This window comes from Aureimonas sp. Leaf427, assembly GCF_001425485.1.
In the GTDB taxonomy this organism is placed as follows: Bacteria; Pseudomonadota; Alphaproteobacteria; order Rhizobiales; family Rhizobiaceae; genus Plantimonas.
The window spans coordinates 82,973-96,884 of sequence record NZ_LMQW01000001.1 but is presented as its reverse complement, the minus strand read 5'-3'; the positions used below and the strand labels follow the sequence as shown (position 1 = coordinate 96,884).

At 69.4% G+C, this 13,912-nt stretch carries 15 protein-coding genes; 7 read left to right on the top strand and 8 right to left on the bottom strand.

The annotated features are described in order from the left end of the window. Positions 1-17: 17 nt before the first annotated feature. The 3 genes from uvrB to ASG62_RS26115 form a co-directional block, all read right to left on the bottom strand. On the bottom strand, positions 18-3,257 hold the full coding sequence (gene uvrB, locus ASG62_RS00380; protein WP_056689559.1) for an excinuclease ABC subunit UvrB: 3,240 nt from the start codon (positions 3,255-3,257) through the stop codon (positions 18-20). 73 nt (positions 3,258-3,330) lie between these two features. Beyond that, complete coding sequence (locus tag ASG62_RS26120; protein ID WP_056689556.1) at positions 3,331-4,287, bottom strand: LysM peptidoglycan-binding domain-containing protein; 957 nt, start codon at positions 4,285-4,287, stop codon at positions 3,331-3,333. 95 nt (positions 4,288-4,382) lie between these two features. Beyond that, positions 4,383-4,658, bottom strand: a complete 276-nt coding sequence (locus ASG62_RS26115; RefSeq protein ID WP_056689554.1) for a hypothetical protein — start codon at positions 4,656-4,658, stop codon at positions 4,383-4,385. A 161-nt stretch (positions 4,659-4,819) separates the two neighbouring features. Between ASG62_RS26115 and ASG62_RS00365 the strand changes: the two genes are divergently transcribed. Further along, positions 4,820-5,152, top strand: coding sequence for a hypothetical protein (locus ASG62_RS00365; RefSeq protein WP_156381903.1), 333 nt, complete (start codon positions 4,820-4,822; stop codon positions 5,150-5,152). Between the two features lie 4 nt (positions 5,153-5,156). Here ASG62_RS00365 and ASG62_RS00360 read toward each other — a convergent pair whose 3' ends face one another. Further along, positions 5,157-5,441, bottom strand: a complete 285-nt coding sequence (locus ASG62_RS00360; protein ID WP_056689552.1) for a hypothetical protein — start codon at positions 5,439-5,441, stop codon at positions 5,157-5,159. Positions 5,442-5,667: 226 nt separating this feature from the next. Between ASG62_RS00360 and ASG62_RS00355 the strand changes: the two genes are divergently transcribed. Further along, the gene (locus ASG62_RS00355; RefSeq protein ID WP_244487452.1) at positions 5,668-6,954 is read left to right on the top strand and encodes an extensin family protein; all 1,287 of its coding nucleotides are present in this window, start codon (positions 5,668-5,670) and stop codon (positions 6,952-6,954) included. 222 nt (positions 6,955-7,176) lie between these two features. Beyond that, entirely contained in the window at positions 7,177-7,677 is a 501-nt protein-coding gene (locus ASG62_RS27100) for a hypothetical protein (RefSeq protein ID WP_056689550.1), read from the top strand. Between the two features lie 47 nt (positions 7,678-7,724). Here ASG62_RS27100 and ASG62_RS00345 read toward each other — a convergent pair whose 3' ends face one another. Next, positions 7,725-8,120 carry an acyl-CoA thioesterase gene (locus ASG62_RS00345; RefSeq protein WP_056689549.1) on the bottom strand — a complete coding sequence of 132 codons (396 nt, stop codon included), beginning with the start codon at positions 8,118-8,120 and terminating at the stop codon, positions 7,725-7,727. Beyond that, on the bottom strand, positions 8,117-9,046 hold the full coding sequence (locus ASG62_RS00340; protein WP_056689547.1) for a DMT family transporter: 930 nt from the start codon (positions 9,044-9,046) through the stop codon (positions 8,117-8,119). The genes ASG62_RS00345 and ASG62_RS00340 overlap by 4 nt, the downstream gene beginning before the upstream one ends. Before the next feature lie 186 nt (positions 9,047-9,232). Between ASG62_RS00340 and ASG62_RS00335 the strand changes: the two genes are divergently transcribed. Continuing rightward, positions 9,233-9,760 carry a superoxide dismutase family protein gene (locus tag ASG62_RS00335; RefSeq protein ID WP_056689546.1) on the top strand — a complete coding sequence of 176 codons (528 nt, stop codon included), beginning with the start codon at positions 9,233-9,235 and terminating at the stop codon, positions 9,758-9,760. Between the two features lie 10 nt (positions 9,761-9,770). Here the strand turns inward: ASG62_RS00335 and ASG62_RS00330 are convergent, their stop codons facing one another. Further along, positions 9,771-10,382, bottom strand: coding sequence for a glutathione S-transferase family protein (locus tag ASG62_RS00330; protein ID WP_056689545.1), 612 nt, complete (start codon positions 10,380-10,382; stop codon positions 9,771-9,773). Between the two features lie 220 nt (positions 10,383-10,602). On the opposite strand from ASG62_RS00330, the gene ASG62_RS00325 reads away from it, so the two are divergent. Then, positions 10,603-11,808 (top strand): pyridoxal phosphate-dependent aminotransferase, encoded by a 1,206-nt coding sequence (locus tag ASG62_RS00325; protein ID WP_056689544.1) that lies wholly within the window; start codon positions 10,603-10,605, stop codon positions 11,806-11,808. A gap of 20 nt (positions 11,809-11,828) precedes the next feature. Beyond that, positions 11,829-12,497: a glutathione S-transferase N-terminal domain-containing protein gene (locus tag ASG62_RS00320; RefSeq protein ID WP_056689542.1), complete on the top strand. Its 669-nt coding sequence runs from the start codon at positions 11,829-11,831 to the stop codon at positions 12,495-12,497. Positions 12,498-12,536: 39 nt separating this feature from the next. Here the strand turns inward: ASG62_RS00320 and ASG62_RS00315 are convergent, their stop codons facing one another. Continuing rightward, a complete protein-coding gene (locus tag ASG62_RS00315) occupies positions 12,537-12,926 on the bottom strand; it encodes a tautomerase family protein (protein ID WP_056689541.1) in 390 nt (129 codons plus the stop codon). 80 nt (positions 12,927-13,006) lie between these two features. Here ASG62_RS00315 and ASG62_RS00310 point away from each other — a divergent pair, with 80 nt between their 5' ends. Then, the gene (locus tag ASG62_RS00310) at positions 13,007-13,891 is read left to right on the top strand and encodes a LysR substrate-binding domain-containing protein (RefSeq protein WP_244487451.1); all 885 of its coding nucleotides are present in this window, start codon (positions 13,007-13,009) and stop codon (positions 13,889-13,891) included. Positions 13,892-13,912: the final 21 nt, after the last annotated feature.

The following is a 13,912-nucleotide window of genomic DNA, read 5'->3' as shown; positions in this document are numbered from 1 at the left end:
GTCACCAAAATAAACGTTTATCGCCCCGGTCTTCCCGTCTTCCCCGTTCGGCGCCCCTTCCGCTTGACCTCGCCCGGGTCCTCGTAGCTGCCCAGCCCCACGCGCTCGCGGCGGACGGGTTTGGCGTCGTCGGCGGCGGGTTTGGGCTTGGCGGGGGCGGCGGGCTTTTGGGGGAGCTGGCCGTCGTGCTTGGGCTTTTCCGTGCGGCCGACCGTCATCTCGTCCAGCGAATTCTTGCGGAAGAGGCTGGCCTCCGGGCGGTGGGGCGTCGGCAGGTCGGTGCCGGGGCCCATGTCGTCGAGGGAGGGTTTGGCGAAGAGGGAGCCGGGGTTGGAGCCTCGCCCTTCGACGGGTTCAGGGTGAGGGGTGGAGGCTGGGCCTCCCCTCATCCGCCCCTTCGGGGCACCTTCTCCCCGCAGGGGAGAAGAATCGGTCGAGCTCGATGATCCATCGCCCTTGATCCGTTCGGCGAGGGGTTCGCCGTTCGGGCCGAAGACGGGGTTGGCGCGGTTGCCGAGGGTGGGGGGAAGGCCGGGGTTCTTGTCGGGCGCCTGGGCGCCGCGGGCTTTCAGGGGCTCGCCGTTGGGGCCGAAGCGGGCGTCGGCGGCGGCCGTGTCGCGGCGGGCGCGCTTGCCGTGCTTGGAGCGGCCGGTGATGGGGGAGAGGGTTTCCTCCTCCAGGGACACGGCGTCGGACAGCGTGTCGCCGGAGGCCGAGCCCATTTCGAGCTCCTTGGCCTGAAGCTTCTTGATCTCGTCGCGCAGGCGGGCGGCGCGCTCGAAGTCGAGATCGGCGGCGGCGTCGCGCATCTGCTTGGTGAGCGCGTCCAGATGGGCCTTGAGGTTCGCGCCGACCATGACGCCTTCCGGCGCGTGCGGGCCGGTGGAGACGCGGACGTGGTCCTTCTCGTAATAGCTGTCGAGAATGTCGGCGATATGCGCCTTCACGCTCTGCGGCGTGATGCCGTGCTCGGTGTTGTAGGCCTCCTGCTTCTCGCGGCGCCGGTTCGTCTCGGCGATGGCGCGCTCCATCGAGCCGGTCGTGCGGTCGGCATAGAGGATCACCTTGCCGTCGACGTTTCGCGCGGCGCGGCCGATGGTCTGGATGAGGGAGGTTTCCGAGCGCAGGAAGCCTTCCTTGTCGGCGTCGAGAATGGCGACGAGGCCGCATTCGGGAATGTCGAGGCCCTCGCGCAGGAGGTTGATGCCGACGAGCACGTCGAACGTGCCGAGGCGGAGATCGCGGATGATCTCGATGCGCTCCAGCGTCTCGATGTCCGAGTGCATGTAGCGCACGCGGATGCCCTGCTCGTGGAAGTATTCGGTGAGGTCCTCGGCCATGCGCTTGGTGAGCACCGTGCAGAGGACGCGGTAGCCCTTGTCCACCGTCTCGCGGATCTCGCCGAGGAGATCGTCGACCTGGGAGCGCGCGGGGCGGATCTCGACCTGCGGATCGATGAGGCCGGTCGGCCGGATGACCTGCTCGGCGAAGACGCCGCCGGCTTCCTCCATCTCCCAGGGCCCCGGAGTGGCCGAGACCGCCACCGTCTGCGGGCGCATCGCGTTCCACTCCTCGAAGCGCAAGGGCCGGTTGTCCATGCAGGAGGGCAGGCGGAAGCCGTATTCGGCCAGCGTCGCCTTGCGCCGAAAGTCGCCGCGATACATGGCGCCGATCTGCGGGATCGTGACGTGGCTCTCGTCGATGAAGACGAGCGCATTGTCCGGCATGTATTCGAAGAGCGTCGGCGGCGGGTGGCCGGGCAGGCGGCCGGTGAGATAGCGCGAATAGTTCTCGATGCCGTTGCAGGCGCCGGTCGCCTCGATCATCTCGACGTCGAAGCCGACGCGCTGCTCCAGCCGCTGAGCCTCCAGGAGACGGCCGGCGCGCGTCAGCTCCTCCAGGCGCTGGCGCAGCTCCAGCTTGATGGATTTGACCGCCTGCTGGAGGGTCGGGCGCGGCGTGACGTAGTGCGAGTTCGCGTAGATCTTCACCGACTTCAGGTCGTCGGTCTTAGCGCCGGTGAGCGGGTCGAACTCGTGGATCGCGTCGATCTCGTCGCCGAAGAGCGAGATGCGCCAGGCGCGGTCCTCCAGGTGGGCGGGGAAGATCTCGATCGTGTCGCCGCGCACGCGGAAGCTGCCGCGGACGAAGTCCATGTCGCGGCGCTTGTACTGCTGGGCGACGAGATCGGCGAGGAGCTGGCGCTGGTCCAGCCGGTCGCCGACCGCCATCTGGAAGGTCATGGCCGTGTAGGTCTCGACCGAGCCGATACCATAGATGCAGGAGACGGAGGCGACGATGATGACGTCGTCGCGCTCCAGAAGCGCGCGCGTCGCGGCGTGGCGCATCCGGTCGATCTGCTCGTTGATCGAGGATTCCTTCTCGATGAACGTGTCGGAGCGCGGCACGTAGGCTTCGGGCTGGTAGTAGTCGTAGTAGGAGACGAAATACTCGACGGCATTGTCGGGGAAGAAGTTCTTGAACTCCCCGTAGAGCTGGGCGGCCAGCGTCTTGTTCGGCGCGAGGATCAGCGCCGGGCGCTGCGTCTGCTCGATGACCTGCGCCACCGTGAAGGTCTTGCCGGAGCCGGTGACGCCGAGGAGGACCTGCGTCTGATCCTGCTCGTCGCGGATGCCGGAGACGAGGTCGCGGATGGCGGTGGGCTGGTCGCCGGCGGGGGCGAAGTCGGACTTCAGCGTGAAGCGGATGCCGCCTTCCGACTTGTCCGGCCGGGCCGGGCGATGCGGCAGCCAGATCTTGCCGTCCTTCAGGAGCGGATTGCCCTCGGTGATCAGCTTGGTCAGCGCGTCCACCGTGGCGGTGACGCCGCCCTCGGGCAGGAAGCCGGCCTCCTCCAGGCTGACATCCATGCCGGCGACGGGATTGAGCCCGGCCGCGGCGCGCTGCTTCGGATCGCTCGTGCCGCCCATGGACGTGCCGCGGGCGGATTTCAGGCTCTTCTCGCTCGGCTTCTTCGGCTTGAGACGGGGCTTTTCCGGGGTGCCCTGGGTCTCCGGGGCGCCCTGCGTCTCCGCCTCGATCGTGCCGCGCGCGGCGGCCTTCTCGGCCTCGACTTCGGCTTGGCTGGCGATCTGGTCGGCCCAGCCGGAGAGGGGGCCGGAGAGGGGCGCGCCTTCGAAGGCGGCCTGCGGGCTCTCGCCGAAACCGGGCTCCACGCGTTCGCCCCGTTCCAGTCGCTCGGAAGCGTCCGCGAAGTCGAGAATCGGGGAGCGCTTGGGGGAGGTCTTCTTGGCCATGGTCCCAATATGGGCGATGGCCCCCGCCGGGTGAAGCCCCGGCGGGTGTCCGATCAGGGACGAAGCGTCACGCTCAGCGGCTCTGCTCGATGCGCTCGACCTCGATCGTGGTGCCCTGCTGGCAGATCGAGCGCTGGGTCGGGCGGCCCGAGACGGTGACGGTGTCGCCCGGCCGGAAGCCGCCGATCCGGCCGGACAGCGTGTAGAGCTCGCCGTCGGCCGAGCGGAGCGCGGGGCACTCGACGCCCTCGCGCGTGAGCAGGCCGGACACGGTGAAGCCCCGGTCGGGGCCCCGGCCCGGCTCCCGGCTTTGACCGGCGATGCGCACGCGGGCGGAGGCGACGGGACGGCCGCGCGGATCGAGCGCCTCGACGCGCCAGACGTCGCCGGGACGGGCGCGCTCGGGAATGTCGATCTCGACCGTCGCCGAGCCGTCGCGGCCGGAGCGCCCGTTGCGCTCGACGGAGAGGCGCGAGCCTTCGGGGCCGGCGCGCAGGGAGACGGGCGCGCGCGGCGGCAGGCCCTCGATCTCGACGGTGACGAAGCCGCCGGGCTCGGCGTCGCGCTCGCGGATGGAGAGGTCGATCTCGGCCTCGACCGGCGGACGCGGTGCGCCCCGCCCGCCCAGCCGGATCTCGCGGCCGGGCACGAGATCGCGCTGGCTGAGGCCGGGATTGGCGTCGAGAAGCGCGTTCACGTCGACGCCGAGCGCGCGGGCGACGGAGCGCAGCGTATCGCCGGGACGGATCACGTAGACATCGGCGCCCCGGCCGGGCAGCGGGCGGCGCGGGCCGGCATTCGGGATCTCGACGACGGCGCCGATGCGAAGGCGGTCCCACTGCGTGCGGGGATTGGCGCGGCGCAGCGCATCCGGCGAGACGTTGCAAAGGCGCGCGACGCGGGCGAGCGTATCGCCGGGGCCGATGCGATAGGCGGGGTCGCAGGCGGCCTGCGCGGAGGCCGTGGCCGGGATCGCGAGGAGCCCGAGAAGAAGGGCGATGCCGCCGATGCTGGTCTGTCGAAGGGTCATGAGATCTCTCCCGAATGGCCGCTCTCCATAAACCGGAGCGCGGCCCTTTCGAAAGAGGGACGCCGCCGGGAAATCCGGGCGGCGTCGCGGGGCGGTTAGTTGGCGGCGAAGGCGCGGGAGAGGCGCAGGCGGGAGACGGCGGCGCCGGGGCCGGCTCCGCGCTGCATCCGGCGACCGGAGCGCTCGCCGCCGGAGCGCTCGACGATGACGCTGTCCTCGAAGGCCAGCGAGCCGAAGCCGACCTCCTCGTTCGAGCCGCCGCGCGGCAGGGTCTCGAAGGGATCGACCGGCTGGCGGACCCCGCTGTCGTCGCCGAGGCCTTCGGGGAATGCGCTGCCTTCGCCGGCCTGATGGGATGCTGCTCGATTCATGGGAGAGCTCCTCGTGATTCGCGGTGTGATCGGAAAACGGCGCGACGCTGCCGAGAGTTCCCGCGAGGCCAGCTTGCCGTAAGGCGGACGGGGTACACTCCGGCGAGATCGAAGACAGGTGCGGTTGCTTGTCCAGCCGCCGATTCACGGGCGGGTTTGACATGCAGGGACGACCGATCGCCAACGAAGCCGCGTGCCCCGTGCCGCTGGAGATGCTGAGCCTGCTTCTCCGGGCCGACGCGACGACCGTCGAGACCATTTCCATGGGCCTGCCGGTGGCGCAGCGGGCGGCGCTCGCGGCCTTCTGCTACAACCGGCGCCACCTTCGCAGCCTCGCCTTCCGGCTGGCGCTGCACTGCGACGACCGCTCGCTGGTGCGCGCAGCCGGAACGGTGGGCATCGTGCTCTACGAGCAGTCGCGCGACCCCGCCGTCCAGGAGGACGAGCAGCCGCGCCACAAGCCCAAGGGCATCTCGCTCGCCCGGATGGCCTGATCGCTCACCACCGCCGGTAGCTGTTGGAGCGGCGGTAGATCATCCCGTCTCCGTCGTCCGAAGGCGCCGCGTCCTCGCCGCCGCGCTGGTTGCGGCGCTCGCGGATGCTGCGTTCGGCGCGGTCGATGCGCGACCGGCGGTCGGCCTCGGGCTGGCGGCGCTGGTCGTCCCGCCGCTCCAGGCGCGGGGGCTCGGGCTCGCCGCGGCGCCGTTCGCCCTGGTTCTGGGCGTCGGCGGAACCGGCCGTCAGATGCAGGGCCAGCAGAACCATGATCGGGCGTCTGTCCATCGTCTCGGCCCTTTCCTCGTCGTCTCCCGAACGTCTCGAAACCTGAACCTCGCGCTCCGGTCCGGGTTCCCGATGCACGCCGGTAGAGGACCGGTCGCCAAAGCGCGGGGCAAAAGAGACGGCGCCCCGCCAATCCCTCCAGGGCTTTGGTTAGGCGCCCTTAACCATCTCATGTCTATCGTTTTTCCGCATCCGCACCGGTTTGCGGAGAAGGAGAAGCCGTCCGATGGTGTTTCCGCGTAAGGGATGGCGTCTCACCTTGCCCGTCGCCGCCTGCATGGCGGCGGCGGGCATCTTTTCGGCGGCCGCGATGGACAAAGGCGGCGTCGCCGTGACGCCGAGCGGCGCCAAGCTTCTCTGGGGCGGCCCCGTACCGAAGGCGCCGGTGCCCGGCAAGGCCGCCGTCTACGTGCCGAGCCCCTCGGCCTACGCCCCCTCGACCCCGAGCTATCAGCCGCCCTTCGAGCCCGAGGAAAGCGCCCCGGACGCCGAGCCGCTGACGGCCTCGATCGGGCCGGGCGAGGCGGCCGATCCCGCCGGAGAGGTGGAGGTCGAGCCGGAATTCGAGCCGGAGCCGGAGGACGGCGATGGTCACGTCAAGCTCTACGAGCCGAAGGTGCTGGGCGAGGAGGAGCCGGCCGCCGCCGCGTCCATGCGCCCGCAGGGCGGCGGTGCGCTGGCGCCGCTGGCCGATCCGATCGAGATTCCCGGCGAGGATGCCCTGGGTGAGGGGCTCGGCGGTGAGAGCTCCGGTGCCGCTCTGGGCGAGGACCCCTGGCAGGGGCTGACGGACGTGACGCCCGGCGCGAACCCGCCGCCGCGCCGTAAGGCGCCGGAGGTGCTGGAGCGGCGGTCACGGCCGAGCTTTGCCGATCTCCTGTCGCGAGCCCCGCCGCGCCGCGTGCTTCGTCCGGCCGAGCTGCCGGGCCGCGGCGCGCTGGAGCGGGAGGCGCCGAGCGGCTATCAGCCGATGCCGGCGGCCGAGCAGATGTGCCGGCGCCAGCTCGCCAAGCTCGGCGTGCGCTTCGTCGATGTCAGCTCGATCGGCACGGGGCAGAATTGCGGCATCGACCATCCCGTGAAGATCACCGAGATCGCCTCCGGCATCGCCATGCGCCCGGCCGCGACGCTGAACTGCGCGGCCGCGCTGCGCGTCGCCGAATGGATGCGCGACGAGGTGAAGCCGGCCGCCCGCTGGAAGCTCCTGAAGCGCCCGACCGCCGTCATCAACGCCTCGTCCTACCGCTGCTCGCGCATCGCCGGCTCGCGCTCGATCAGCGAGCATGCGAGCGGCAATGCGCTTGATGTCGCCGGCTTCGGCTTCGCGGACGGCTCGGTCGTGGCGGTGGAGAAGAAGGGCTTCTTCGATTTCCGCGAGAAGGCCTTCCAGGGCGCGGTTCGCAAGAGCGCCTGCGAGTATTTCGGCACGGTGCTCGGCCCCGGCTACAACCGCGCCCATGCCGACCACCTCCATCTCGACGCCAAGCAGCGCCGGCGCACGGTGTGCAAGTGATCGGATGGGGCTGAAGGAGCGGCGCTAATACCAGCGGCCCCGACAAGGGGCCGTTGGTATCCCGCGCCGACCGGCGCGGTGGCGGCTGATGCCGCCGTTTCGCCCTGCCTTCGACGTGTCGAAGGTCAGGGCCGCTGGTATAAGACGGGAACGATGCGGCGGGTGGACGATTTTCCAAGTCCACGCGCGCCAGCCCGGCGCGCCCGACACGACGGACGCCTCATGAAAACCCGCATCGCACTTGTCGCGGCTCTTCTCGCCGCTTCCACGAGCTTCGCAGCCGCCCAGACGCCGCCCCCGCCCCCGCCGCCGCCGCCCGGCGCCGACATGCCGCCGATGGCCGGCGAGGCCCCGCCGCCGCGTCCCGGCGAGGACGGACCGCGCGGCGAGCGCGGCCCCCGCATGGAGCGTGGGCCGGGCGAGCGGGGCCCGGGCGAACGCGGACCCGGCGGGCCGCACGGCAAGGGCCGCGACCGCGACGGCGCGAGCTTCCATCTTCGCATGGGCGATGCGCGGCTGATGGTCGAATGCGGCTCGGAGGCGCTCGCGCCCTGCATCGAGGCGAGCCGGCCGCTGATCGATCTCGTCGGCGACCGACGGGGCCCCTCCGGCCTGCCGAGGCCCCCGGCCTCGGACCTGACCGTGCCGCCGATCACGCCGCCGGCTCCCGGCTCGGTGCCGCCGCTGGTGGGCGACACGCCGCCGGTCGCGCCGGCCAACTGATCGGTAAAGCTCGGCCTTGACGAAGGCCGGAGGCCCGACCGTTCGGGTCAGGCCTCCGGCGGAACGGCGATCGGCTCGCCCGCCTCGTTCATCGCGACCATGACGAAGACGCCTTCCGTGACCTTGACCTGATCCTGCGTCTGGTAGCGCTGGGCCCAGGCTTCGAGCGAGACGGTGATCGAGCTGCGGCCGATCTTCTGGATCGTGGAATAGACCGAGAGCGTGTCGCCGATCTTCACCGGCTTGCGGAAGACCAGCGTGTTGATCGCCACCGTCGCGACGCGCGAGCGCGAGCGGTCCGCCGCCGTCATGGCGGCGGCGAGATCCATCTGCGAGACGACCCAGCCGCCGAAGATGTCGCCGGCGGCATTGGCATCCGCCGGCATGGCGAGAAGGCGCATGGTCAGCTCGCCGCGCGGCTCGGTCTGTTCGATGTCGCTCATGAGGGGCTCCGCAGGTCGCCGGTTGTGGGCAGGTCGCCGGTTGTGGGGGAGGGGCGCCGCCCGATCTGCGGCACGAGCTCGACCGCGAGCATGGCGGCGAAGATCAGCGCGCAGCCGAGAAAGCCGATCGCGGGAATGCGCTCGCCGAGGATCAACGCGCCGAAGAGGGCCGCGAAGAGCGCCTCGGAGGAAAGGAAGATCGCGGCCTGCGGCGCCGTCGTGTAGCGCTGGGCGATCGTCTGGAGCGTGAAGGCGAAGCCGGCGGAGATGACGCCGCCATAGACCGTCTGCGGCCAGACGGCGGCGAAGCCTTCGAGCGTCGGCGCCTCCAGCACGATCATGCCGATGGCGGCGAGCCCGGCGACCGTGGCGAACTGGATGCAGCTCAAGGTGAGCGGACGGCCGCTGGCGCTGCCGAAGCGGCCGACGAAGAGAATCTGCAGCGCGAAGCCGGCCGCCGCGACGATGGTGAGCGCGTCGCCGAGGCCGATCCGCGCGAGCGTGCCGCCGCCGGTCAGAAGTATGCCGAACAGCGCCAGCGCCGCCGCCGGCCAGACCACCCAATGGGGCACGCTGCGCAGGAGGATCAGCCCGAAGATCGGCGTCATCACCACGTAGAGGCCGGTGAGGAAGCCGGAATTCGTCACGGTCGTATAGAGGATGCCGACCTGCTGGAACATCGAGCCGGCGAAGAGCATGGCGCCGATCAGCGCGAAGCCGCCGATCTCGCGGCGGGCGAGCGCGCGCGGCGCGCGCCGGCCTTCCCAGATCGCGAAGGGCAAGAGCGTCAGCGCGGCGAGGAAGAAGCGCGCCGCCGTATAGGACCAGGGGCCGAGATCGGACATGGCGCTGGACTGCGCGACGAAGCCCATGCCCCAGACGGCGCCCGCCAGAAGGAGGAGAAGATTGGCGGAAAGGCGCGACATGGTTCGAAACTCTCGGATGGAATCGCCCTCCGTCTATCAGGGTGATGCTGCGGAAAGGAAGCACCGGGCTTCCGGTCGTCTTCATCGGAACGGCGGCGGGCGGGCGGCGTTTGGCTCGGGAAGACCCGTCGCCGGCCAGCCGCCGGCCCGGTCGCCCGAACCTTCGCCTCAACAAGGACCCATGTCATGACCCGTCTCTTCGCCGCCGCCTCGATCGCCCTCGCACTCTCCTCGACCGCCGTGCTCGCCCAGACGGCCGCGCCGGAGCCTGTGACCGTCGTCATGAAGGGCCAGGACGGCGCCGACCACGGCACGGTGACGCTGACGCAGGTGCCGACCGGTGTTCTCATCCAGGCCAAACTGAAGGGCCTGCCGGCCGGCGGCGCGCATGGCTATCACTTCCACCAGACCGGCGTCTGCGAGGGCAAGTTCGAATCGGCGGGTGGACACTACAACCCGACCGAGAAGGAGCATGGCTTCATGGTCGACGGCGGCGCGCATGCCGGCGACATGGGCAATTTCTCGGCCACCGACGGGGCGGCGAGCTTCGACGTGATCAACACGGCCGTGACCCTCGCCGGCGGCCCGGCGCCGCTGAACGACGCGGACGGCACGGCGATCGTCATCCATGCCGGCCCCGACGACTACGCCTCGCAGCCGGCCGGCAAGTCCGGCGACCGCATCGCCTGCGGCGTCGTCTACGCCAAGCCCTGAGGGCCCGAGCTTACGGCAACCAGGTCATCGGCCGGAAGCCGGGAAGCTCGACGATCCGGGTAAGCCATGCCGTGACGGCGGGGAAGGCGGACAGGTCGAACCCGCCTTCGTCCGCGATATGCGTGTAGGCGAAGAGGGCGATGTCGGCGAGGCTGGGAGCCTCTCCGACGAAGAAGCGCCTCGTTTCGAGATGCGCCTCCATGATGCCGAGCGCCGCCGTGCCGCGCTGGAGCGTCATCTCCAGCCGCTCGGGCGTCGCGGCCGACCGGCGCTCGGCATAGACGAGCAGCGAGCGGCGCGCGGCAATGTGCATCTCGTGCCCGTTCTGCTCGAAGAACATCCATTGCAGCATCTGCGAGCGCTCGAACGGATCGGCGGGCACGAAGGGCGTGTCTTGGCCGAGATGCCAGAGGATCGCGTCCGACTCGGCCAGACGCCGGCCATCCTCCAGTTCGAGCAGAGGCACCTGGCCGGCGGGGTTCAGCGCGAGGAAGGCCGGCTGCTTCGTGCCGCCGTCCAGCATCGACACCTCGATATGGCGGAAGGGGCGCCCCGTGAGGGCGCAGAGAAGGCGCGGCTTGTAGCAGTTGCCGCTGTCCGCCATGCCGTGGATCGTGATCATGTCTGTCTCCGAAGCGCGTCGTTAGGGAGAACGTGGCGGGCTGGGACCGATGCGTCCAGGCCGTTTCGCTGATCGTCGGCATCAGCTTTATTGATGAGCGCGACCCGTGCGGCGTCTTGCATGGCGAAGGACCCGCGCCTAGTGTCCGCCCGCTTTCGCGGGGATGCGCCGACCGGGCGCCGCGACCTCGCCTTGATGCCCTGTTTCGGAGCTTGATAGAATGGCCTTCCTCGCCGACATCCTCGACCGCGTGAAGCCCTCCGCGACGATCGCGGTCAGCCAGAAGGCGCGCGAGCTGAAGGCCAAGGGCCGCGACGTGATCGGCCTCGGCGCCGGCGAGCCCGACTTCGACACGCCCGACAACATCAAGGCCGCCGCCATCGACGCGATCCGCCGCGGCGAGACCAAGTACACGCCGGTCTCCGGCATTCCCGAACTGCGCGAGGCCATCTCCAAGAAGTTCAAGCGCGAGAACAACCTCGACTATTCCGCGGCCCAGACGATCGTCGGCACCGGCGGCAAGCAGGTTCTGTTCAACGCCTTCATGGCGACGATGAACCCCGGCGACGAGGTCGTCATCCCCGCGCCCTACTGGGTGAGCTATCCCGAGATGGTCGCCATCTGCGGCGGAACGCCCGTCTTCATCGAGGCCGGCATCGAATCGGACTTCAAGCTGACGCCCGAGGCGCTGGAGCGCGCGATCACGCCGCGCACCAAGTGGTTCCTCTTCAACTCGCCCTCCAACCCCTCGGGCGCCGCCTACACGCGCGCCGAGCTGAAGGGGCTGACGGACGTCCTGATGCGCCACCCGCACGTCTGGGTGATGACCGACGACATGTACGAGCATCTCGTCTACGGCGACTTCACCTTCACCACGCCCGCCGAGGTCGAGCCCGCCCTCTACGAGCGCACGCTGACGATCAACGGCGTGTCGAAGGCCTATGCCATGACCGGCTGGCGCATCGGCTATGCCGGCGGACCGCTGCGGCTGATCAAGGCGATGGACATGATCCAGGGCCAGCAGACCTCCGGCGCCTGCTCCATCGCGCAATGGGCCGCCGTCGAGGCGCTGAACGGCACGCAGGACTTCATCCCGAAGAACCGCCAGATCTTCGAGGGTCGGCGCGATCTCGTCGTCTCCATGCTGAACCAGGCGACCGGCATCAAGTGCCCGACCCCGGAAGGCGCCTTCTACGTCTATCCCTCCTGCGAGGGCCTGATCGGCAAGGTGGCCAAGAGCGGCAAGCGGCTGGAGACGGACGCGGACTTCGTCACCGAGCTCTTGGAGCAGGAGGGCGTCGCCGTGGTCCAGGGCTCCGCCTTCGGCCTCGGCCCGAACTTCCGCATCTCCTACGCGACCTCCGAGACGCTGCTCGAGGACGCCTGTTCGCGCATCCAGCGCTTCTGCGCCAGCCTCGACGCCTGATCGGCAGGGAGCCTCGACCCATGGCGGACGGCACGCTCTTCATCGGCACGCGGCGCTACTCCTCCTGGAGCCTGCGCGGTTGGCTGGCCGTGCAGATGGCCGGGCTCGACGTCGAGATCACGACCTTTCCGCTGGCCGGCGGCGCGACGCCCGAGGTGAAGGCGCGCACGCCGGCGGGCTTCGTGCCCTATCTCGAACATCAGGGCGCGCGAATCTGGGATTCGCTGTCCATCGGCGAGTACTGCGCCGAGTTCGCGCCGGGTCTTTGGCCTGAGGACCGCATCCTGCGCGCGCTCCTGCGCAGCGCCTCGGCCGAGATGCATTCGGGATTTCTGCCGCTGCGCCGGACCTATCCGACCATCATGGGCGCCGTCGCCTCGCCACAAGCCCGTGACGCCGCCGCCAACGACGAGGCCACGGCCGACATCGCGCGCATCTGCGCACTCTGGGCCGAGCTTCTGGTCGCGACGGGCGGCCCCTATCTCAACGGCGCCGAGGCCGGCATCGCCGACGCCATGTTCGCCCCCGTCGCCACGCGCATCCGCACCTGGGGCCTCGACGCGACCGACGTCGCGCAAGGCTACATCGCCGCGATCCACGACCATCCGCTGGTGAAGCGCTGGTTCGCGGAAGCGGAGGCCGAGCCGGCGGACTGGCGGCGGGAGCATTACGAGACGCGGCTCGGCTAAGACGCTCGTCGCCATGGCGAAGGGTGCATCGATCCGGCGTTAGCTGGGCTTCGAGCTTCGCGCCGCCTGGGTTTGACCCCCGTAGCCCCACGCATCCGCAGCGATCTCCTGGACCACGACATAAGTCGCAAGCGGCAGGGATGATCCGATCGTGTCGCTCAGCAACGCATGAGCCTCGCGGATGAACGCCGTTTTTTCGTCCGGACTGTTGGTGCCAGCTGTCACCTGGACGTCGAGATGCGCTGCCGAAGGCACGACATGACCTCCGACGCTCCAACTGCCCTCAGCCTGTTGCTCGATCAGAACGGCGGTCAGGTCCGCCTTCTTGTGCATCAGGTCGGCCATGAGTCGGGTCGCTGCCCGCTGAAGCGTCTCGATCTTTTCGGACGGAAGCGCCGCCCCGGCGACGCGGATGTGAACGAAGGGCATGGATAAGGTCTTTCGATCAGGGTTGACCGAGACATGATGCTGCCGGATCATCCTTATGAAAATCGACAAGTTCTTAATAGATGATCGAGAAATCCTGCATGGTTCGCCCCTCGGTCAATCTCGACATGGATGCTCTTCGAACCTTGGTCACCGGCATCGATCTCGGGAGCTTCGTTAAAGCAGCGGATCGGCTTGGCCGCTCGCCGTCCGCCGTCAGCCTGCATCTTCGCAAGCTGGAGAGTCAGATCGGGCAGAAGCTGGTCCGCAAACAGGGGCGCGGTCTCGTTCTCACCGAAGCGGGCGAAACGCTGTTGAGCTACGCCCGGCGCCTTCTCGATCTCAACGACGAGACCTGCATGGCGCTGGGAAGCCTGACCGACATGGAGGGATGGGTGCGGATCGGCGTGCCGTCCGATTTCGCGGAAACGTGGCTGCCGTCTCTGCTGGCCCGTTTCGAGAGGGGCTTTCCCAAGGTCCGCATGGAGGTGCGGGCCGATCCCGGCGCCAAGATGGTGGAGGCCGTCCAGACCGGGCGGCTCGACTTTGCGGTGACATGGGGACGGCTTGGCAATGCCGAGAGCGAGCTCGTCGGCCAGCGTCGGCTCGTCTGGATCGCGGCGCCCGACTACCATCCCGATCCCGGCGAGCCGTTGTCGCTCGTGGCCATCGACACGCCCTGCGCCTTCAGGGAAGCGGCCATCGTCGCTCTCGACGGGATGGGAAAACCCTGGCGCCACAGCTTTGCGACGACGAGCCTGTCCGGTGTCTGGGCGGCGGTTACGGCAGGACTGGGAGTGACGGTTCGCACCGCGGATGCGGCGCCTCCGCATCTGAAGATCATAAACCCTGGTGACGACGGCTTGCCTGACCTGGGTTCGATCGAACTGGCGCTTCATGGCGGCGCCGCTCCGTCCATGGAACCGGTGCGCCTGTTCAAGACCCTTCTGCTCGAGTCGATCGGGTAATACCCGTCCTCGAAGGCTCAA

Excerpts from the sequence above, each read along its gene's own strand:
- ASG62_RS00310 (WP_244487451.1), top strand. The coding sequence starts at position 13,007 with ATGATCGAGAAATCCTGCATGGTTCGCCCCTCGGTCAATCTCGACATG.
- ASG62_RS00315 (WP_056689541.1), bottom strand. The coding sequence starts at position 12,926 with ATGCCCTTCGTTCACATCCGCGTCGCCGGGGCGGCGCTTCCGTCCGAA.
- ASG62_RS00365 (WP_156381903.1), top strand. The coding sequence starts at position 4,820 with ATGCAGGGACGACCGATCGCCAACGAAGCCGCGTGCCCCGTGCCGCTG.
- ASG62_RS00335 (WP_056689546.1), top strand. The coding sequence starts at position 9,233 with ATGACCCGTCTCTTCGCCGCCGCCTCGATCGCCCTCGCACTCTCCTCG.
- ASG62_RS00345 (WP_056689549.1), bottom strand. The coding sequence starts at position 8,120 with ATGAGCGACATCGAACAGACCGAGCCGCGCGGCGAGCTGACCATGCGC.
- ASG62_RS26115 (WP_056689554.1), bottom strand. The coding sequence starts at position 4,658 with ATGAATCGAGCAGCATCCCATCAGGCCGGCGAAGGCAGCGCATTCCCC.
- ASG62_RS00320 (WP_056689542.1), top strand. The coding sequence starts at position 11,829 with ATGGCGGACGGCACGCTCTTCATCGGCACGCGGCGCTACTCCTCCTGG.
- ASG62_RS26120 (WP_056689556.1), bottom strand. The coding sequence starts at position 4,287 with ATGACCCTTCGACAGACCAGCATCGGCGGCATCGCCCTTCTTCTCGGG.
- ASG62_RS00325 (WP_056689544.1), top strand. The coding sequence starts at position 10,603 with ATGGCCTTCCTCGCCGACATCCTCGACCGCGTGAAGCCCTCCGCGACG.
- ASG62_RS00340 (WP_056689547.1), bottom strand. The coding sequence starts at position 9,046 with ATGTCGCGCCTTTCCGCCAATCTTCTCCTCCTTCTGGCGGGCGCCGTC.
- ASG62_RS00355 (WP_244487452.1), top strand. The coding sequence starts at position 5,668 with ATGGTGTTTCCGCGTAAGGGATGGCGTCTCACCTTGCCCGTCGCCGCC.
- uvrB (WP_056689559.1), bottom strand. The coding sequence starts at position 3,257 with ATGGCCAAGAAGACCTCCCCCAAGCGCTCCCCGATTCTCGACTTCGCG.
- ASG62_RS27100 (WP_056689550.1), top strand. The coding sequence starts at position 7,177 with ATGAAAACCCGCATCGCACTTGTCGCGGCTCTTCTCGCCGCTTCCACG.
- ASG62_RS00330 (WP_056689545.1), bottom strand. The coding sequence starts at position 10,382 with ATGATCACGATCCACGGCATGGCGGACAGCGGCAACTGCTACAAGCCG.
- ASG62_RS00360 (WP_056689552.1), bottom strand. The coding sequence starts at position 5,441 with ATGGACAGACGCCCGATCATGGTTCTGCTGGCCCTGCATCTGACGGCC.